Source organism: Acinetobacter sp. DSM 11652 (assembly GCF_900109815.1).
Classification (GTDB): Bacteria; Pseudomonadota; Gammaproteobacteria; order Pseudomonadales; family Moraxellaceae; genus Acinetobacter.
This window is the reverse complement of record NZ_FOBK01000016.1, coordinates 1-20,427: the sequence shown is the minus strand read 5'-3', so window position 1 is coordinate 20,427 and position 20,427 is coordinate 1. Positions and strand designations below refer to the sequence as shown.

Here is a 20,427-nt window from a genome sequence, read left to right as displayed (position 1 = left end):
GAGTGGAAGTTACTGGACAAAATCAAGCAAATGAACGTGCGGTCTTGGTGAGTGTTAATGTCCAAATATTAGAAGATCTTGATCAAGAAGAATTTCGTTTATTGGCCAAATCTGCTGGTGCAGAGATTCTTGAACATATACAAGCTCAACGTATTAAACCTGACCCTAAATTTTTTATTGGTTCGGGTAAAGCTGAAGAAATCGCCGAATTTGTTGCAGCGGTAGAAGCTGATATTGTCATTTTCGATCATTCCCTCACACCATCTCAAGAACGTAATCTCGAGCGTGTTATTCAATGTCGTGTCATCGATCGTACTCGCCTTATCTTAGATATTTTTGCACAACGCGCACGCACACATGAAGGTAAACTACAAGTTGAATTGGCTCAGTTAGACCATCTCGCTTCACGTTTAGTGGGTGGTCGCATGGGCTTAGATGGCCAAAAAGGTGGTATTGGTTTACGTGGTCCAGGTGAAACACAATTAGAAACAGATCGTCGTTTACTTCGTCTCCGCATAACCCAGCTCAAAGACAAACTTGAAAAAGTCCGCCAAACACGAATTCAAGGTCGTGCAGCGCGTCAAAAAGCGTCTATTCCAACAGTGTCTCTAGTCGGTTATACCAACGCAGGAAAATCCACCCTATTTAATATTCTTGCTGAAAGTGATGTGTATGCAGCAGATCAATTGTTCGCAACTCTTGACCCAACTTTAAGAAGATTAAATTGGGATGGCATTGGAACATTGGTCTTGGCTGACACAGTGGGATTCGTTCGCAATCTTGCACACTCGTTAGTAGAGTCATTCAAAGCAACCCTTGAAGAAACACTTGAGGCGACTTTGCTTTTACATGTTATCGATTCAAATAGTCCAGAAAAGCTTGAGCAAATTGATGCTGTTGAAAAAGTCCTAAAAGAAATTGGGGCTCAAGTGCCAATACTACGCGTATACAACAAAATTGATCAAACGGGAGAAGAACCTAAAATCATTTATGCTTCTCCCAATTTGCCTGATCGAGTCTATGTTTCAGCACACTCAAGTCAAGGTTTAGATTTACTGCGACAAGCCGTTCAAGAGTGTTTAATGGGGCAAATACAACAATTTGAACTCACACTCAGACCTGAATATGGCAAATTACGCAATCAACTGTATGAATTAAATGTGATTCAGTCTGAACATTATGATGATCTAGGTCATTTGATTTTAAATATTCAAATTGCGCCACATAAATTAGAGCAACTTATAAAACAAGCACATTTACCAATTGATCAAATTCTTGGTGATAAGGCGCAACAATTTAAAAGACCTTTAGAAGAGTTTGAAATCAAATCATAAATCAGTTAAAACGTGATAAATAATGTTAAAAGTATAATCATGATGCAGTGGATGAAAACGATAGATTGGCCAGCATGGATTGGCACCATAGTGCTTATTATTGGCTTCCGAGAAGGTTCAGTTTGGCTTATGACTCAATTGAATCATCCCGAACTGGGCAATCTTGTCGGGTTGCTTTCCTTACTACTTGTACTGTTTGCTTGGCGTAGATTTGGCACTCTTCCAACCAGAGTTGTCGATGTAAATAATAAAATCATGAAAGAAAGTGCTTTCGCATTTTTACCAATTAGTGCTGGGGCATTGGTTATGTTGGTTCATATGGGTAAAGAAATTCCTCTTTTTTTACTCGTACTCACGTTAAGTACACTTATTCCACTTTGGGTTTACGCCAAAATGGCAAAACGCTGGTTATAGGAGAGAAATATGCTCGCAATTTTAATCGGCTTTGCTATTACGTTATTCGCCTATTTAATTTCAAAACCCTGTAACCGTGTCGTACCACAGATTCCTGTAATTGTATTCGGGATGTTCTTTGTGATCGTCATCTTACTGATTATTGGTATTCCTTATGATCACTACATGAAAGATGTCAATCCGATTTTTGATCATTTATTAGGATACGTCACAGTGGCTCTCGCGATCCCACTTGCAGCGATGCGTTATGACGATTTACCACTAAAAGGCATTTTAGGAATATTAGTGTTTGCTAGTGTCAGTGCTGTCGCATTGCCTATGGGCTTAGCGTATCTACTGCATATGGCAGATTCGACCATTATGGCTTTCGCTACACGTGCAGTGACAACACCAATCGCAATTAATATTGCGACCTTACTCCATGCACCAATTAGCTTAGCCATTTTAATCGTTATTTTATCTGGCGTGATTGGCGCAGCTTTTTCACCACTCATACTACGTCATATTAATGATGAGCGTGCCTCAGGCTTAGCACTCGGTTTAGCAGCCCATGCGATTGGGACAGCTCAAGCTTGGCAACGAGGCAGTGTAGCTGGTCGTTATGCTGCATTTGGTATGGCGGTAAATGCAACGTTTACAGCCGTTTGGCTCCCTACTTTTATTCACTTTTTAAAAGCGACCTCTTGATATACCCACAACTGAAAATAAAAAAGCCACTGATGAGTGGCTTTTTTATTAGACGAAAACGACCAAAAGTAGATTCTATGCAAACATAGGATTATCTACAGCAAACATTTGCTGATCTTCAAGACGATACGCCATTAATTGATTGCCCCAGACACAACCACCGTCAACATTCTGAATATGCGCAGATATTGTTTTGCCCTGTAAGGCAGCCCAATGTCCAAAAATGACTTGATGAGTTTGAGCAGCTTTTGACTCATATTCAAACCATGGCTGATAGCCAGCTGGCATCGGCTCATCTAAAGCATCTTTAAAACTAAATTCAAGTCGACCCTCTGGATCAGTCAAACGCATACGGGTTAGATAATTCACGATACATCGTAAGCGCTCATATCCTGTTAAATCATCTGACCATAATGTAGGTTCTTTACCATACATTTCTTTCAAAAATGCATCCAGAACATCAAAATCATCATGCGCAATAACCGTTTCAACCTCTTGAGCAAACTGTTTCACTTGCTCTACTGTCCAAATATGTGGAATACCCGCATGTGTAATGACAATATTTTCATTTGGACATAAACATAAGGGTTGTTTGCGTAACCAGTCGATTAAATCATCACTGTCAATCGCATCAATCACATCACGAGTATTGTCTTTCTCTTTAATCTCTTTAATGCCCCTTGCGCCCGCTAACAAGGTCAGATCATGATTACCCAAGACTGTCGCAGCAACGCCTCGATCGACCAGTTTCTTGATAAAACGTAAAGCGCCAATCGAGTTTTCACCACGTGCGACTAAATCACCCGCAAACCATAAAAAATCCTGATCAGGATCAAATTTGATTTCCTTGAGTAACATTTTCAAAGCTTCAAAACAGCCCTGAACATCACCAATCACGTAATTATATCGAATGTTTTCACCAGCCATTTATGCATCTACCATTTGATCTGCAAGTGCAACAAATTGAGCAAGTGTTAATGTTTCTGGACGCGCCATTGGATCAACACCAGCTTTTTCAAATCCTTCCTCTTGCAACATGCCTTTTAAACTGTTGCGAAGTGTCTTACGGCGTTGTGTAAATACATGGGAGACTAAACGTGCCAAGGCTTTTTCATTCTTCGCCACTATTGGTTTTACATCATACGGCTCTAAGCGAAATACCGCAGAAGTTACTTTGGGTGGTGGGTTGAACGAACCAGGTGGCACTTCAAACAAGAATGTCGGTTTACAGTAGTACTGAATCATGACTGATAAACGACCATATTCTTTGGTATTTGGTGATGCCGTAATACGATCGACCACTTCTTTTTGCAACATGAAGTGCATGTCTTTGACCTTGTCACCAAACTCTAAGAGATGAAATAACAAAGGCGTAGAAATGTTATAAGGTAAGTTACCAACAACACGCAACGGACGACCATCAAACAATTCAGTGAAGTCGTAGCGTAAAGCATCAGTTTCCACAATAGTTAAACGTTCAGGATGCGGTACACGACCCGGTAATCCAGCTGCTAAATCACGGTCTAATTCAATGACAGTCAAAGCATCACATTCACCAATTAAAGGCGATGTTAAAGCAGCAAGACCTGGACCAATTTCAACAATATTGTCACCAGTACGCGGGTTCACCGAACGCACAATTTTGGCAATGACACGTTGGTCATGTAAGAAGTTTTGACCAAAACGCTTACGCGTGTGATGCCCTTCATCTTTCGGGTTTAAGGCATTAATCTGATACATAAAGATTTCCAACGTGTAATTAAGACAAGATCACTGACGCGCTAAATCGAGCGCTAAGTCCACAGCCACATGTAAGCTCGAGCTTTTCGCAAGTCCAGTACCTGCGAGGGAGAGTGCTGTGCCATGATCGACAGAGGTGCGAATAAACGGCAAGCCCAAAGTAATATTAATGGCTTCACCAAATCCTTGTGATTTTAACACAGGTAATCCCTGATCGTGATACATGGCTAAAACTGCATCGGCATCTTTTAAATTTTCTGGTGTAAATAAGGTATCTGCAGGCAGACATAAACTCATGTCTATCCCTTGCGCACGATAGCGTTCAAGTACAGGATTAATCACTTCGATCTCCTCCACTCCTAAATAACCATCTTCACCTGCATGAGGATTTAAACCGCACACCAAAATTTTGGGAGATTCGATTTTAAATTTTGATTTTAAATCATGAATCAGGATTTCGATGACCTGATGCAAGCGCTCAGCTGTAATCGCATCCGCAACCGCACGAAGGGGTAAGTGCGTGGTTGCAAGTGCAACACGTAAGGTTTTGGTTGCCAGCATCATGACCACGCGTAACACACCAGCAAACTCTTGGTAAAACTCAGTGTGACCACTGAAATGAATACCTGCCTCATTAATCACTGACTTTTGTACAGGTGCTGTCGCCACGCCAACGCTTTTACCTGACATCGCATAATCTGCAGAACGGCGGAGTTGCTCTAAGACATAACTCGCATTTTGAGCATTTAACTCACCCAGTACTACTCTTTCATTTAAAGGAATATGTTCCACATAAAGCTGACCCACTTTTGACGATGTTTGTTGCCCTTGATACTCAATCATTTCAACTTCAAGATGAAGTATTTCTGCACGTTGCTTGAGCATTTGTATATCAGCAAGCACGACGAGTGGACGCTCATCCAGGCGTTCCGCAAGGCTTAAACAGATATCAGGACCAATTCCAGCAGGCTCACCGCTGGTGACATACAAAGGAAGCATAACGATCATCATTCAAGGATTTTTATTATTTTAATACAGATCGAATGTGCGATGTTCAACAATCCCAAAATGGTAAAATCTTAGCCCTCTGATTTTTTTAATCGTTCTTTTGAGTCTTTTTAGCGCCAATCCATACGAAATCTTGCATCTAATAGACCAATTACATGAGCCACCTCGGATACACATACAATCACGATGACGAGGAACAAACCCAACAAAAGAATCCGTCCAATCGTTGAACGCACTGAATAAAACGCTGAATCTTTAATGCACAAGAAACCAAAGCCACCGATTGAATAAATAACCCAAGGGAAAATCATAAAATGTGCATACATTGAATATATAAGAATGACACTTAAAACATCTATTCCATAAATAGCGCCAAACACCATGCTAACACTAAATATATTCCGAGAAAAATGAATAAAAATCCGGTCAAAAATTTCGTCACCTTGCTCACTTTGATTTGATCATGGCGTGAAGATAAATCTGAATGACGAACAGGAGGAGAGAAACGATCATTATTATTTTGTGAACTCATCAAAACTCCGAGCTATTATTATGATTATTTCCTCATTACAAACGAAATTGATTAAATAAACCGCTATACTTTTCAATCTAAATTAAATAGAATATGCCCCTCGAAATCTTAATATTTTGATTGTGGTTCTAGTGTTTTTCCGCTAGAATTCGCTCTCCTTTTTGTTTGGACAGATTCCACCGTCCAAACCAACTATAATAGGTAGTGGTTAATGAAAACTCTCAGCGCTAAGCCAGCTGAAGTTCAACACGACTGGTACGTTGTTGATGCTTCTGGCAAAACTTTAGGTCGTCTTGCGACTGAAATCGCACGTCGTTTACGCGGTAAGCACAAAACTTCTTATACTCCTCACGTTGACACTGGTGATTACATCGTAATTATCAATGCTGAGCAAGTTCAAGTAACTGGTAATAAGTCACTTGATAAGAAATACTATCGCCACACTGGTTTCCCTGGTGGTATCCGTGAAACTAACTTTGAAAAATTAGTTGCTCACAAGCCAGAAGAAATCTTCCAACGCGCTGTAAAAGGCATGTTGCCAAAAGGTCCTCTTGGTTATGCTATGATCAAGAAAATGAAAGTGTATGCTGGTGCTGAGCATCCTCACACAGCTCAACAGCCACAAGTTTTGGACATCTAAGGGATACAGCACATGGCTACTAACTATGGTACAGGTCGCCGTAAGACCGCAACTGCACGTGTTTTCCTATCTGCTGGTACTGGTAAACTCGTTATTAACAACCGTTCTTTAGAACAATACTTCGGTCGTGAAACTGCTCGTATGGTTGTACGTCAACCACTTGAGCTTTTAGATGCTACTGAGAAATATGACCTTTACATCACTGTTGCTGGTGGTGGTATCGGTGGTCAAGCTGGCGCAATCCGTCACGGTATTACTCGTGCATTGATCGCTGCTGACGAAACTTTAAAACCTGCTCTTCGTCAAGCTGGTTTCGTTACTCGTGATGCTCGTGAAGTTGAACGTAAGAAACTTGGTTTACGTAAAGCTCGTAAACGTCCACAATTCTCTAAACGTTAATTCGTTTTCCGAATTCGGACAAAAAAACCTTGGCTTATGCCAAGGTTTTTTTTCATCTTTATATTTTCCCTTACTCAAGAAAATCAGTCGTACACGATACTTTAAAATGAATATTAAACTCTGATATCAATAAAAAGACACTAGTTTTTATTGCTTTATTTTGACTGACTTAAACAAATATATGCTTAATCATCTATCCCAATTTGAGGATTGTTAACTTTTTACAACTTTATTAAAAAATACTTTCATGCAGTTTTTTAAATTAAAGGGATAAAAATGTTAAATAGGGAAATATGTTTATCATTCGCCGTAGCCGCTACAATATTAGGTACATCCAATATTGCACAAGCAAATAACTCACAATCGATAGATGCTTTAGCCGTGTGTTGGCAATCCAATACGGGTAAGCATGTTTGTGATGGACCCATACAAAGATTAATGTCTTCATATGAAAACATAAATAAAGCATTAGAGTTAGTTGGATGCTCAGATGGATATCCTGTACAAAATAACAGTCTGGTACATCGATCTTTAGGTCAAAAATTCTCAATGGTTTACAAGTGTGGCTATAAACTTAGACCTGGCGACACAAGTGCATTAACTAACAATCGCGACGTCCGTCAATGGTGGAGTGGAATCATACATTAGTGCACAAGGCCGATTTAAAGATCGGCTTTTTATATCGCTTTGGATAAAAAGCTAAAGATTAAATTTCAACAATACAAGGATAGAAATTTAAAAAACCACGTTACAGACATAAATACGATTCAATATAAAATCCAAGTGTTTTAATAGGCATCGCTCATTAAACGATGATTTTAGCGTGCATTTTTAGTATCCTTATCTATTCATTAATACTTTGATTGGAATATGTCAGTCGAAACCACCCCCTTACAAGGCATCACCGTTTATAGTCATGCAGATGACTTTCGATCGCATTGGATTCGCTTCTTACTGGCAGAAAAACAAATTAAACATAATTTATTTATTGTCGACGAAGACAACGAGGATCTTGCGAGTTTAAATCCATACAATCGACTCCCGATGATGATTGAAAATGAGTTAAAACTTTTCAATACATCCATCATTTCTGAATATTTAGATGATCGCTATCGTCAGAATAAGTTATATGCAGATGCTCCTGCTCCACGTGCAGAACAACGCCAATATATATGGCGTTTTGAAAATGACTGGTTAAAACTTGCAGATGATATGTTGCGCCACCCAGACACACTTGATGTTGACGCACAAAAGGCAGCTCAAAAAAAGTTAAAAGATACGCTTATCTCGCTGACACCTTTGTTTCAGCACTATCCTTATTTCATGTCTGAACAATTTACAATTTTAGATTGCATGTTGGCACCGATTTTTATACGGTTAAGAACGATGGGGATTGAGCTTCCAAAGCAACAATGCCGCCCGTTTTATTTATATTGCCAGCGTGTTTTCAGTCGTCCAGCCTTCCTTAAGTCCATGACGGTTCAGGAAAAAAATCGTTATAGTCCTGAATTAAAATCCGCTTAAAAAAGCAAAAGAGTGAGTCACATGTCTGATCAAGAAATCAAATTAAGTCCAACTCGCCCGTATTTAGCACGTGCGATTTATGAATGGATTTGCGATAACAATCTCACCCCATATCTACTGGTAGATGCCACACAACCTTATACCGATGTACCTACACAGTTCGTTCAAGACGGTCAGATAGTTTTAAATATCGTGCCACATGCTGTGCATCAACTACACATGAGCAATGAAGCGATTACCTTTTCTGCACGTTTTGGTGGTGTTTCCAAAGATATTTATGTGCCAATCAATGCTGTACTCGGGTTATATGCAAAAGAAAATGGTCAAGGATTATTCTTTGATCCTGATGAATATGCCAATGCACAAACGGATGAAAATCCGATAGAATCTAAACAGCAACAAAATCAAGAAAATGAAGCACCAAAGAAAAAACCGAGTTTAAGAATTTTGGATTAAAAACTTACAGGAGAGTTGAATGGCTTTTGATTTAGTACAATATTTTGTTGAGCAGACCAAAATTCAAAAGCCTCAGCTGTTGAAACAGTATCCAGCTGAACAACGGCATGAATATCTCAATGAATTAAATATCTTAGCTTTAGGTAAACTCATCGGCCTATGGCGTAAAGACGAAAAAAAAATATACCAAGAAATTCATGCCGCTGACCAACTTTATATTCAAGAAGTCGCACGGCATTTGACGACATCTCAACATAATCAGTCTACGCTGTCTCATCAAGAACTTGAAACCGCGACATCAGAGATTTTGACCTTACAGCTTAATGAACTTAAACAACTTGATGTAACAGGTCATTATCAACTACAAGGCATGAATGAATTACTTCAGGGTCAAGTTGAACATCTCTCTGGTAAAGCAAAAGATTGGGTTTGGCTAACAAATAACCTAAATGAGTTGATTGGTTCTCAACCTGTCATTCAAGAAGAGATATCATTAGACCAAACGATGAAGGAGTTTCATGACATGGTCAATCAAGTTCAACATGATCACCACGATGTTGCTGAGCCAGAAGTAGTAGCTACACCAACTTGGGCAAAAGTTTTAGAACCTGTAGTTGCGATTGCAATTCTTTGGGTGCTTTACTGTGCAGTACAAACAGTATTTGCATAAATCTGGTCATAAAAAAAGCCATCGTTAGATGGCTTTTTTTATTGCTTATTCAGCATCAACCTCAATATTCATCAAGATTTGACGTTTTTTCACTTGCTGACCAACTTGTCCTACGATTTCACCCACAACACCGTCGACATCTGACTTAATTTGCTGTTGGATTTTCATCGCTTCAAGAATCAATAATGTTTGCCCTTTAGTTACACGCTCTCCAGGTTGAGCAATGACATTTATAATTGCACCATCCATTGGGGCACGAATTTTACCATCCCCTGCCACATCGGCAGTCTCAGGTGGTAAATAGGTAATATTTTCCACCATGACGTTGCCATTCGCGCGATCTAAATAAACAAAATTACCATCAAGAACATAGTCGATTCGACGTCGAATTCCATTAATGCTATAAATCAATTGCTGTGTATTTTGCGCTACAACCTCAATCGACTGGCTTTCACCACAGGTTTCAACACTCACTGAACGACCATCACGATGCACAATGAGATCTAACTTTTGATCATCATATCGAAGTTTCAGTGGTAATGCTGAAGAAACTCCTGTGTTCCAATCTGTTTGCGCAGATGCATTTGTCAACAACGCTGCAACCAATGCTAAGCTTTCTAAATTTAGACTCTGCTTATTCAAACTCACATCACTTTGGAAATGCTGTTGAATAAAACCAGTGTTCACATCACCTTCCACCACAAGTGGATGACGTAATAAGTTAACTAAAAACTCCTTATTACTGTTTACACCTAACAGTACAGAATCATTTACGGCACGAGCAAGTAAACGGATCGCATCAGTACGAGTTTTACCATGTACGATGATTTTAGCCACCATTGGATCGTAGAATGGGCTAACTTCATCAGTTGGCATCATGCCGTGGTCGATACGTACGCCTTCTAAATCTGCAGGTTGCCAACGCAAGATTTTACCTGTTTGTGGTAAGAAGTCTTGGCGTGGATCTTCTGCATATAAACGCACTTCAATCGCATGACCATTCATGGTCAATTCTTCTTGTTTAAGCGGTAAAGTTTCACCGTTTGCGACACGAAGTTGCCATTCAACAAGATCAAGACCTGTGATCATTTCTGTTACAGGATGCTCAACTTGTAGACGCGTATTCATCTCTAAGAAATAGAATTCACCTGATTGATCAAGTAAGAATTCAACTGTACCCGCACCGACATAATCACACGCTTTGGCTGCTGCAACTGCGGCATTCCCCATCGCTTGACGAGTTTCTTCTGTCAAAACTGGGCAAGGTGCTTCTTCAACCACTTTTTGGTGACGACGTTGAATCGAGCAATCACGTTCAAATAAATACACGTAGTTACCATGCGTATCACCAAAGACTTGGATTTCTACATGGCGAGGTGCAATCACTGCTTTCTCGATAATCAGCTCGCCTGAACCAAACGCATTTTCAGCTTCAGAACGTGCTGTTTTTAGCGCTTCAATCAAATCAGCTTCTTGATGAACAAGACGCATACCACGTCCACCACCACCTGCTGATGCTTTTACCATTAATGGGAAACCTACTTTTTTTGCTTGATCTGCTAAAAAGTCGATGTCTTGTTGGTCGCCTTCATAACCCGGTACACAGGGTACGCCTGCTTCAATCATCGCGATTTTAGACAAACGCTTACTACCCATGAGCTCAATCGCACCTGCAGGTGGACCGATAAAGATAATGCCATTTTCTGCACATGCTGCAGCAAAATCAGTATTTTCTGATAAGAAACCATAACCCGGATGCACCGCATCTGCGCCAGTTTTCTTACATGCTTCGATAATATTTGGAATCGATAAATAAGATTCTGATACTTTTGAAGGACCGATATAAACCGCTTCATCTGCGACTTGTACGTGACGCGCATTTTTGTCGGCATCTGAGTACACAGCAACGGTTTCGTAACCTAAGGCTTTTGCTGTACGCATTACACGAGCAGCAATTTCACCACGGTTTGCAACTAATACTTTTGTAAACGCCATAGTTCCACCAATATTCTTTAGGCTCCCCTTTAATTTCGGGGAGCATATCCTTTTTAATTCACATTCATACAGGCGTTGGAATGTGGTTTATTCTGCCCAGCTTGGCTGACGTTTTTGGATAAACGCCATAGTACCTTCCATGCCTTCTGCACTTGCCACTGCTTCCGCGAATTGGCGTGCTGCATCATCTAATAACGGCCCCAATTCTTCTTTGGTGGTACGATGTAATAATGCTTTGGTTGCACGAGATGCCAATGGCGCACAGCGTTTGATTTGGGTAATCGTTTCTTCAAGTGCTGATGCAAGTTCAACTTCATCTGCAACCACTTGATGCACGATTCCCACCTCTAAAGCAGTTTGACCTTTAAAACGCATACCTAAAAGTGCTAAACGACGTGCTTGAGTTAAGCCAACACGGGTTACCACAAACGGTGCGATTTGTGCAGGTAAAATCCCTAAGCCAGTTTCAGGTAAGCCAAATTGTGCTTCTGCATGAGCAATCGCGACATCAGACACACATGCCAAACCAAAACCACCACCAAGTACCGCACCTTCAAGTACAGCAACTACAGTTTGTGGGGCTTGATCCACTTGCTCAATCATTGCACCAAAGGTACGGTTAAAATCGGTATAAGGTGTGTTATTACCCACTTCCATCGCTTTGGCACGGATACCTGCCATATCTTTGATGTTTCCACCTGCACAGAAATGACCACCTTTACCACGCAAAATTACAGCACGTACAGATACATCATCTTTAATTGCGGTAAATACAGCCTGAATGGATTCCACCATTTTTAGGCTCATGGCATTACGGCTTTCTGGATGATTTAACCATAAGGTTAAAATGCCACCCTCTTGCTCTAGGATGATGCTGCCATCAACTTCTAAATTGGCAATTGAACTTGATAATGTCATATCAGATCTCCTGCTTATTTTTTCTTACCAGGAAGGATGTCCATCATCTTACAGATAATGCCAAGCATGATTTCGTCCGCACCACCACCGATCGATACTAAACGACCATCACGGTAGAACTGAGCAGCTGGGTTATCAGCCATAAAGCCATTACCACCCCAGAACTGTAAGCAGCTATCTGCAACTTCACGCGTTAAACGACCCGCTTTCAGTTTTGCCATAGATGCCATTTGAGTCACGTTTTCGCCTTCGATATGCAATTGGCAAGCACGATATGTTAATGCTTTCAGTGCTTCGATCTCAGTCATTAATTCAGCAAAGCGGAAATGGATATATTGATTGTCAATTAACGGTTGACCGAAAGTTGTACGCTCTTTCGTGTATTGAATTGTTTTTTCGATACATTGCAACATACCGCCCATAGCATTTGCAGCACCCCACATACGCTCTTCTTGGAACTGAAGCATTTGCATCATAAAGCCCATGCCTTCTTGACCCACTAAGTTACGTTGTGGCACACGTACGTTGTCAAAGAACACTTGTGCAGTGGTACTAGAACGCATACCTAATTTATCTAATGGCTCAGAGAAAGTAATCCCCGGTGTATTGGCAGGAACCACAATCATTGACTTATTAAAGTGTGGTTTACCGTCAGAAGTATTCGCTAACAAACAGAAGAAGTCTGCTTGAAGCGAGTTCGTAATCCACATTTTATGACCATTAATAATATAGTCATCACCATCTTTTACTGCTGTCGTTTTAAGTGCTGCAACGTCAGATCCTGCTTGAACTTCAGAGACTGCAATCGCTGCAACTTTTTCACCTGCAACCGCTGGTGTTAAAAACTCATCACGTAATTCTTTAGAACCAAAACGAGCAATCGCAGGTGTTGCCATATCAGTTTGTACACCCATCGCAAGTGCAACACCACCAACATTGATACGACCTAGCTCTTCTGCAACCACCAAGTTATAAGAATAATCGAGTGCTAAACCACCGTTTTCTTCAGGTTTACAAATACCTAATAAACCCAAATCACCCATTTTTTTGAATACTTCATGGATTGGGAATCGACCCGCTTTTTCCCATTCTGCTGTATATGGGTTGATTTCATTTTCTACAAATTGACGTGTTGTACGGCGTAGCGCTTCATGTTCTTCAGTAAATTTCATTTTTGTCTTCCTTAAAATTTCAATATTTGTTTTTAATCTTTAATCCCTCCTAACCTTCCTTTGAAAAAGGGAGGAGCTTTCTCACTTCATTTAAGAAAGCTATTTCCTCTCCTCTTAGGAGAGGGTTAGGGTGAGGTAATAAAAGTTAGAATCTTGGTACACCAAAACGTGTTGGATTCAATTCACGTGCTTGTGATTCATTAATGGTTTGCAATAAGAAAATCAGCAATTTACGTGTATCACGTGGATCTATAATGCCATCATCATGCAACATCGCTGTGTTGAATAATGCAGTCGATTGCGACTCTAATTTCATTGCTGTCGATTGCTCTAAGAAGTCCAACATTTGCTCATTTGGCTCCATGCCAGATTCACGTTGTTTCGCTTCCGCAACAATACGAAGTACCTTACCTGCTTGCGCACCACCCATCACCGCAACACGAGAGTTCGGCCATGAGAAAATAAATTGTGGGCCAAGTGGACGACCACACATCGCATAGTTACCTGCACCGTATGAACCATGTGCAATGATCGAAATCTTCGGCACTGTACAATTCGCAACAGCTTGGATCAGTTTAGAACCATGTTTAATGATGCCGTTTTGTTCTGCATCTGTACCCACCATAAAACCTGTGGTGTTATGCAGGAATAAAATTGGGCGTTTGGTTTGTTCACATAATTGAATAAACTGCGCTGCTTTTGCTGCACCTTGTGGCGTAATTGGGCCATTATTAGTAATGATGCCTAAGTGCATACCACCGACTTTTGACCAACCACACACTGTATGTGAGTCATATTCGTTTTTGAACTCGAAGAAATCAGAATCATCAACAATACGGGCAATGATTTCTTTCATATCCAAAGGTTGTTTTGGATCTGAAGGAATGATGCCAAGCAATTCTTCTGCCGAGTAACGTGGCTCTTTATATTCTGGTGTTTCAAGCTTAACTTGCTCTTTCCAGTTTAAATGCTTAAAGATTTCACGTGCGATACGGATACCATCAGCATCATTTTCTGCTAAGTATTCTGCTGTACCTGCCACTTGTGCATGCATTTCTGCACCACCCAATTCTTCAGCAGTTGCCACTTCCCCTGTTGCTGCCAATAACAATGGCGGTCCTGCAAGCAACATTTCAGTTTGCTTACGTACAGTAATCACATAATCAGAAAGACCCGGTTGGTATGCACCACCTGCTGTTGCGTTACCATGGACTACAGAAACTTGTGGAATTCCTTTTGCAGATAAACGTGCTTGGTTGGCAAATGTTGTACCACCGGCAGTAAATACTTCTGCTGCGTAGTTTAAGTTTGCACCACCACTTTCTGCCAAAGTAATGATTGGTAATTTTTGCTCTAACGCAATTTGGTGTAAACGAAGGCTTTTGTGTACACCCATTGGGGCAATCGTACCGCCTTTGATCGCACTGTTATTGGCAGCCACCATACAACGTGTACCATTTACAAAACCAATCCCTGCAATGATCCCGCCACCTGCTTCTGAACCATCTTTATCATCATGCATCTTGTAACCCACAAGACCACACAACTCTACAAATGGAGAATCTGCATCGAGCAACATACGTACACGCTCATGCGGTAAAATCTTTCCTTTTTTATCAAACTTAGGCTTAGCTTTATAAGAACGATCTAGCGCACTTTTTTGAATCGCTCGAATCTCTTCAATTTGCTCGAGCAATTTCGCTTTATTCTGTTCAAATACTTCGCTTCCTACTGCAACTTCGGACTGAATCACTGCCATTCCGTTTCCTCCTTGTTCCTTATAATCTCGATTAATTCTTTTCGTCTTTTTTCTTTAGTACATCTGGAATAAATGCACGGTGGAAGCCGTTATAAGACTCACTATTTTCTGCAGATGATAATGGGAATACGCGTGTACCTTGTGAAGCAGCACCATCGATACGTACTGTCATCCCTGAAACAAAGTTGGCCGCTTCAGAAAGTAAATACACAATCGCTGAAGACACTTCCGATTCTGTTCCCATACGTTGTAAAGGCACATTGCCTGAAAGGTTTGGGATAATAAATTCCGCCACAGGGCCTGAATAGGTATCCATGCCTGATGAGATAATCCAACCCGGCGCTACGCAGTTTACACGTACACCTGATTTACCCCATTCCACTGCAGCCGTTTTGGTCAAGTTATCCACACCCGAACGTGCTGCACCTGAATGCCCCATGCCAGGCATACCGCCCCACATATCTGCTGCCATATTGACAATGGCACCACCATTTTTTGCCATCCACTGGTTATAGGCTTCACGCATTAAAAAGAACGTTGCGTGCAAGTTGTTACGGATCACCGCATCAAAACCATTGGCAGAAATACTTTCTAAAGTCGATGGGAACTGACCACCTGCGTTATTGACTAAACCATCAATGCGACCAAATTTTTCGATCACTTCCGCAATCATATTTTTGACTTGTTCTTCTTCGCGGTTATCACACACGATGCCATGTGCGTGACCACCATCTTCTGTAATTTCAGCAATCACTTTTTCAAGTTTTTCAATCTTACGACCTGTGATGACCACTTGCGCACCAAGTGATGCAAGCTCATGTGCCGTACAACGACCAATCCCCGAACCACCACCTGTCACAATCACGACTTTGCCAGCGAACGCATCATTTCTAAAAATTGATTGATAACCCATTGCGCATAATTCCATTTTTAATTGATGTAAATTTTCTGGATTGGGCATCATGGCGATGCCCAAAGCTGTGCTTACAATAAATTTGCAGGCACTTTCACTGGCATATCTAACAATTGTTGTGCAAAGGCTTTACCTTGTGGGTCAATACGTAAACTCGCAACACCACCACCACCAAGCGCATCAATCAATAAGAAGTTCATGGCATTTAAACCCGGTAATTCATAGCGACGAACTTCGCCACCCTCACCGCCTTCAAATACATGCTTCATATATTCAGCAACATTGGCTTCCGTTAAAGATGCACGAATCCAAGGTAAGAATTCTGGTTTACGTGCAAGTACACCGATGTTGCTGTAGTTACCTTTATCACCACTACGTGCATGTGCAACTTCAACCAATGGCACTTCGATTTCATTACCTGTTAAAGTTGCCACTTCACCTGTAGGAATCGTTGGAATCTCTGCAAGCGGCTCACCCTGTGGTACATCAACTTTATGACGCTCACCATTGATATCCACTTCAACATTTAGTTGAGATTTCTCTACCAAGAACGAGAATAATTTAATCACTGGAGATGGTTTTGGACGACCACCCACAATCCCTGTTAATGCAGGTGCCATACCTGTTGAAGCTTGCGCAATCTCAGATGCAAAGAACATACATGCTTCTTTAAACATATGTTTAACGGCAATTTTCACCACAACTTCACGAGGTTTTTGCACACGACGATTTGCGCCATACGTTGTTTCTGTACCTAAAATCTCAATTGATTTTTCAGTAAATGGTGGAATCGAACGAAGCGCCATTACACGCTCAACTTTATTTAAAATTGCATTAGAAACGGCATAAGCTTTTTCTTCTGCATCTTGGCCTGCAAGTAAGAAACTCACCAACACACGGTTACCATCAGGATAGGTTGTGCTTACTTTGTAATGTTGTGTCGGTGCTGTACCTTTTGCACCTGTCACCAATACACGGTGCTCGCCTACTTGCTCAAGTTTGACTTGGCTAAAGTCAGCAGTTACATCAGGCAATAAATAAGCTTGTGGATGACCAATTTCATACACAATTTGCTCGCCCACAGTACCTGTAGAAACTAAACCACCTGTACCATTTGGTTTAGTGACGATAAATGATGAATCTGCTTTCACTTCAACAATTGGGAAGCCCATGTTGTCAAAGCCTTCAACCAAACGCCAATCTGTGAAGTTACCGCCAGTACATTGTGCACCGCACTCAATCACGTGACCTGCAAGTGCAGCTTGTGCTAATTTATCGTAATCGTTTAAATCCCATTTGTATTCATGCAATAAAGGCCCAATCACAACAGCCGAATCCACGACACGACCTGTGATCACAATGTCTGCACCTAAATCCAGAGCATCACGAATACCTACGGCACCCAAATAAGCATTACTACTTGCGACATGTGGAGGAAGATCCTCACCATTAAACATTTCTTTTATATTTTGTTTTTGAAGTTCAACGTGCTGATCCATTAAATCATCACCAAGTACCACCGCAACTTTCAAATCTAAACCAGCATTTTTGATCACTTCTTGAAGTGCATCACGGCATGCCAATGGATTTACACCGCCAGCATTACTTACAACTTTGATTTTCTTGTCCGCAATTTTTTTGATGAGCGGTGTCATAACACGACTAACAAAGTCCAATGCATATCCATGAGAAGGATCTTTCATTTTGGCTTTTGCCATGATAGACATGGTGATTTCTGAAAGATAATCAAATACTAAATAGTTAATATCCGACATGTGTACCAATTGAAATGCAGCTGTGTTGGTATCTCCCCAGAAACCTGAAGCACAGCCAATTTTTACAATTTTTTGTTCGTCCTGAATATTTGTCATAACAATCTCATTATTCTGTTTAGAATTTGAGATTAATCTACCAAGCAAGCGCTTGGTTTGTAAAGTGCAAAATGTTATTATTATTTGCAAATCTGCTTATTGCGCTAAAATTTGCATGGAAGCAACGCGTTTAGAAAACAAAATAGGATAAAATAACAAGATGATCGCGACCTCTATTGACCAAATTCAACCAATAGCCTGCTTTGACGATACACCACGTGGTCGTTTACTTTTGGGGGCAGCTTATTTATTCCATAAACAAGGTTATGCCAAAACCACTGTTCGTGAACTCGCTCAGTTTATTGGTATCCAATCTGGAAGTTTATTTCATCATTTCAAAACCAAAGACGATATTTTGGCGCATGTGATGGAACAAACCATCATTTACAATCACGCTTGCCTTGAAAGTGCCATATCCACTTCAGACCATCCAGAGCAACAACTCAAGGCTCTGATTAAAGCTGAACTCGATGCGATCTCTGGGGATACAGGTTCCGCTATGGCTGTATTGGTCTATGAATGGTTTTCACTTTCTGAGGAAAATCAGAAGAAACTATTAAAATTAAGAAATGATTATGAAGGGATATGGCTGAGTGTCATCAAGGTATTACATGACAAAGGCAAAATTAAGCACGATCCTTTTATCTGGCGAAGACTGATTGGTGGTTCAATCGCTTGGACCGTAACTTGGTACAATCCAGAAGGGAAAATGTCACTTGATGAGTTAACCAATATCGTCTGGGATATGGCAATGAATGCTTAACTTTATATCTGATCAATTAAAAAAGGTGGCTTATCCACCTTTTTATTTCTTTTAGAAGCCCAGCTGTCGGCTTGCCAAATCTTTCATAATTTCCTCAGCTCCACCGCCTATCATATTCACTTTAACTTCGCGATATATACGTTCAGATTTCATGCCACGCATAAAGCCCATGCCACCTAGTGTTTGAACGGCTGCATCAGCACAGAATTGCATAGTTTGCGTTGCTACGTTTTTGAGCATACAAATTTGTGCAATCATTTCATTCCCTTGAAGTTCAGGACGCCCCATTTTATATGCCGTATCTTCAAGTAAAGCGCGAGTCGTTTGTAAACGTGTTGCCATATCTACCAATTTATGACGAACAACTTGATGATCTACCAAGCGTTTACCAAAAGTACGTCGCTGTTGAGCCCAATCTAGAGCTTCTTCATAACAAACTTTTGCATAACCATAACTACTCGCAGCCAAGAAAAAACGCTCCATATTGAAGTTATTCATGATAACAAAGAAACCCATATTCTCAGGACCAATCAAATTTCTTGCAGGCACTTTAACTTGATCGAAGTGTAGATGAGCGGTATCAGAAGCCCACCATCCCATTTTATCTAACTTCGTTTTTGTAATACCTGGTGTATGGGCATCAATCAGTAGCATTGAGATACCATTGGGTCCTTTTCCTTCAGGATCAGTTCGAACGGCAACGGTATAGTAATCAGCGCGAATACCAGAAGTAATAAAGGTTTTTTCGCCACTGACTACATAGTAATCACCTTCTTTTACTGCTTTTGTTTTAAGTGCTGCAACATCAGACCCCCCTCCCGGTTCTGTTATTGCTAATGCCGAAATCTTCTCACCTAATAAGATTTGTGGCAAAACCTCTGCTTTCACCTCTTCACTTGCAAAGCTATTGATTGGCGGTGCACCGATCATATGTGAAAGTAATGAAGCGATTAAACCTCCTGATGCAGCCTTTGCCAACTCCACACACCCCAATAAAGTATAGAATGCATCTGTATCAGGGATACCACCGTATTTTTCATCAAAACCTGATGCCATCAATCCAACTTCTGCAGCTTTTTTGTAGAGTTCTCGTGGAAAAGATTCGGCTTCATCCCACTCATTTACATAGGGAATAATTTCTTTTTCTACAAATTTTTTTACTGCATCTGCAAATGCAAAGTGTTCATCTGTGTAATAGATCGGATTGTATTGCATCAACTATGTCCCTGAAATTATTTAAATCCTCATAGGCATACTGACATTTATTGTTGTTTTTTTAATTGCAAGAATCATCAATCTTTTGGCATAAATTAACTGAATGGAGCTTCTTATTTAATTATAAGGGTTTAATTATTTTCAAATTCAATTTTTATATATAAAAAAACACCCCCTTGTATTGAAGGGGGTGTTTAGAATAATGAGCTGGCGATGACTTACTCTCACATGGGTAACCCCACACTACCATCAGCGCTAAGAGGTTTCACTTCTGAGTTCGGGAAGGGATCAGGTGGTTCACTCTTGCTATTGTCGCCAGCACAACTGTTGTGACTTTGCTTGGGTCTTATTCGCATGTATTGTTTGCGTGCCTTTGCTTGGTCAAAGAAGTTATTAACAGCTATTTGAGTTGCTTTA

The 20,427-nt window shown here is 40.6% G+C and carries 21 protein-coding genes and 1 rRNA gene; 10 read left to right on the top strand and 12 right to left on the bottom strand.

Annotated features, from left to right (window positions below; translation table 11 throughout):
• Positions 1 to 2: 2 nt before the first annotated feature.
• The 3 genes from hflX to BMW42_RS13320 are packed head-to-tail and all read left to right on the top strand — an operon-like array spanning position 3 to position 2,435.
• A complete protein-coding gene (gene hflX / locus BMW42_RS13330) occupies positions 3 to 1,334 on the top strand; it encodes a ribosome rescue GTPase HflX (RefSeq protein WP_092768502.1) in 1,332 nt (443 codons plus the stop codon).
• Positions 1,335 to 1,376: 42 nt separating this feature from the next.
• Positions 1,377 to 1,748 (top strand): hypothetical protein, encoded by a 372-nt coding sequence (locus tag BMW42_RS13325; RefSeq protein WP_092768555.1) that lies wholly within the window; start codon positions 1,377 to 1,379, stop codon positions 1,746 to 1,748.
• 9 nt (positions 1,749 to 1,757) lie between these two features.
• Positions 1,758 to 2,435, top strand: coding sequence for an LrgB family protein (locus tag BMW42_RS13320; RefSeq protein ID WP_035270007.1), 678 nt, complete (start codon positions 1,758 to 1,760; stop codon positions 2,433 to 2,435).
• Between the two features lie 75 nt (positions 2,436 to 2,510).
• On the opposite strand, the gene BMW42_RS13315 is transcribed toward BMW42_RS13320, so the two are convergent.
• From BMW42_RS13315 to BMW42_RS13300, 4 genes are all read right to left on the bottom strand, one after another.
• Positions 2,511 to 3,362, bottom strand: coding sequence for a symmetrical bis(5'-nucleosyl)-tetraphosphatase (locus BMW42_RS13315; protein WP_092768500.1), 852 nt, complete (start codon positions 3,360 to 3,362; stop codon positions 2,511 to 2,513).
• Positions 3,363 to 4,175, bottom strand: coding sequence for a 16S rRNA (adenine(1518)-N(6)/adenine(1519)-N(6))-dimethyltransferase RsmA (gene rsmA, locus BMW42_RS13310; RefSeq protein WP_035270009.1), 813 nt, complete (start codon positions 4,173 to 4,175; stop codon positions 3,363 to 3,365).
• A gap of 30 nt (positions 4,176 to 4,205) precedes the next feature.
• Positions 4,206 to 5,174: a 4-hydroxythreonine-4-phosphate dehydrogenase PdxA gene (pdxA, locus tag BMW42_RS13305; RefSeq protein ID WP_092768498.1), complete on the bottom strand. Its 969-nt coding sequence runs from the start codon at positions 5,172 to 5,174 to the stop codon at positions 4,206 to 4,208.
• 119 nt (positions 5,175 to 5,293) lie between these two features.
• Positions 5,294 to 5,566: a hypothetical protein gene (locus tag BMW42_RS13300; protein WP_143047420.1), complete on the bottom strand. Its 273-nt coding sequence runs from the start codon at positions 5,564 to 5,566 to the stop codon at positions 5,294 to 5,296.
• Positions 5,567 to 5,926: 360 nt separating this feature from the next.
• Between BMW42_RS13300 and rplM the strand changes: the two genes are divergently transcribed.
• The 6 genes from rplM (at position 5,927) to BMW42_RS13270 (ending at position 9,404) form a co-directional block, all read left to right on the top strand.
• On the top strand, positions 5,927 to 6,355 hold the full coding sequence (rplM, locus tag BMW42_RS13295; protein ID WP_035270016.1) for a 50S ribosomal protein L13: 429 nt from the start codon (positions 5,927 to 5,929) through the stop codon (positions 6,353 to 6,355).
• Positions 6,356 to 6,367: 12 nt separating this feature from the next.
• The gene (gene rpsI / locus BMW42_RS13290) at positions 6,368 to 6,754 is read left to right on the top strand and encodes a 30S ribosomal protein S9 (RefSeq protein WP_035270019.1); all 387 of its coding nucleotides are present in this window, start codon (positions 6,368 to 6,370) and stop codon (positions 6,752 to 6,754) included.
• A gap of 276 nt (positions 6,755 to 7,030) precedes the next feature.
• Positions 7,031 to 7,402: a hypothetical protein gene (locus BMW42_RS13285; RefSeq protein ID WP_092768494.1), complete on the top strand. Its 372-nt coding sequence runs from the start codon at positions 7,031 to 7,033 to the stop codon at positions 7,400 to 7,402.
• 222 nt (positions 7,403 to 7,624) lie between these two features.
• Positions 7,625 to 8,278, top strand: coding sequence for a glutathione S-transferase N-terminal domain-containing protein (locus tag BMW42_RS13280; RefSeq protein ID WP_092768492.1), 654 nt, complete (start codon positions 7,625 to 7,627; stop codon positions 8,276 to 8,278).
• 21 nt (positions 8,279 to 8,299) lie between these two features.
• Positions 8,300 to 8,734 carry a ClpXP protease specificity-enhancing factor gene (locus tag BMW42_RS13275; RefSeq protein ID WP_035269488.1) on the top strand — a complete coding sequence of 145 codons (435 nt, stop codon included), beginning with the start codon at positions 8,300 to 8,302 and terminating at the stop codon, positions 8,732 to 8,734.
• A gap of 19 nt (positions 8,735 to 8,753) precedes the next feature.
• Entirely contained in the window at positions 8,754 to 9,404 is a 651-nt protein-coding gene (locus tag BMW42_RS13270; protein WP_092768490.1) for a hypothetical protein, read from the top strand.
• Positions 9,405 to 9,449: 45 nt separating this feature from the next.
• Here BMW42_RS13270 and BMW42_RS13265 read toward each other — a convergent pair whose 3' ends face one another.
• From BMW42_RS13265 to BMW42_RS13240, 6 genes are all read right to left on the bottom strand, one after another.
• A complete protein-coding gene (locus tag BMW42_RS13265) occupies positions 9,450 to 11,399 on the bottom strand; it encodes an acetyl/propionyl/methylcrotonyl-CoA carboxylase subunit alpha (protein WP_092768488.1) in 1,950 nt (649 codons plus the stop codon).
• Between the two features lie 87 nt (positions 11,400 to 11,486).
• Complete coding sequence (locus BMW42_RS13260) at positions 11,487 to 12,317, bottom strand: enoyl-CoA hydratase/isomerase family protein (protein ID WP_092768486.1); 831 nt, start codon at positions 12,315 to 12,317, stop codon at positions 11,487 to 11,489.
• A 14-nt stretch (positions 12,318 to 12,331) separates the two neighbouring features.
• Positions 12,332 to 13,489 carry an acyl-CoA dehydrogenase family protein gene (locus tag BMW42_RS13255; RefSeq protein WP_092768484.1) on the bottom strand — a complete coding sequence of 386 codons (1,158 nt, stop codon included), beginning with the start codon at positions 13,487 to 13,489 and terminating at the stop codon, positions 12,332 to 12,334.
• A 145-nt stretch (positions 13,490 to 13,634) separates the two neighbouring features.
• Entirely contained in the window at positions 13,635 to 15,248 is a 1,614-nt protein-coding gene (locus tag BMW42_RS13250) for an acyl-CoA carboxylase subunit beta (protein ID WP_092768482.1), read from the bottom strand.
• Between the two features lie 31 nt (positions 15,249 to 15,279).
• Positions 15,280 to 16,161, bottom strand: coding sequence for an SDR family oxidoreductase (locus BMW42_RS13245; protein WP_092768552.1), 882 nt, complete (start codon positions 16,159 to 16,161; stop codon positions 15,280 to 15,282).
• Between the two features lie 71 nt (positions 16,162 to 16,232).
• On the bottom strand, positions 16,233 to 18,032 hold the full coding sequence (locus tag BMW42_RS13240; RefSeq protein ID WP_092768480.1) for an acyclic terpene utilization AtuA family protein: 1,800 nt from the start codon (positions 18,030 to 18,032) through the stop codon (positions 16,233 to 16,235).
• A gap of 160 nt (positions 18,033 to 18,192) precedes the next feature.
• On the opposite strand from BMW42_RS13240, the gene BMW42_RS13235 reads away from it, so the two are divergent.
• The gene (locus BMW42_RS13235) at positions 18,193 to 18,795 is read left to right on the top strand and encodes a TetR/AcrR family transcriptional regulator (protein ID WP_035269534.1); all 603 of its coding nucleotides are present in this window, start codon (positions 18,193 to 18,195) and stop codon (positions 18,793 to 18,795) included.
• A gap of 51 nt (positions 18,796 to 18,846) precedes the next feature.
• On the opposite strand, the gene BMW42_RS13230 is transcribed toward BMW42_RS13235, so the two are convergent.
• Both BMW42_RS13230 and rrf read right to left on the bottom strand, forming a co-directional pair.
• Complete coding sequence (locus tag BMW42_RS13230; protein WP_092768478.1) at positions 18,847 to 20,010, bottom strand: acyl-CoA dehydrogenase family protein; 1,164 nt, start codon at positions 20,008 to 20,010, stop codon at positions 18,847 to 18,849.
• Positions 20,011 to 20,215: 205 nt separating this feature from the next.
• Positions 20,216 to 20,330, bottom strand: a 5S ribosomal RNA gene (gene rrf / locus BMW42_RS13225).
• Positions 20,331 to 20,427: the final 97 nt, after the last annotated feature.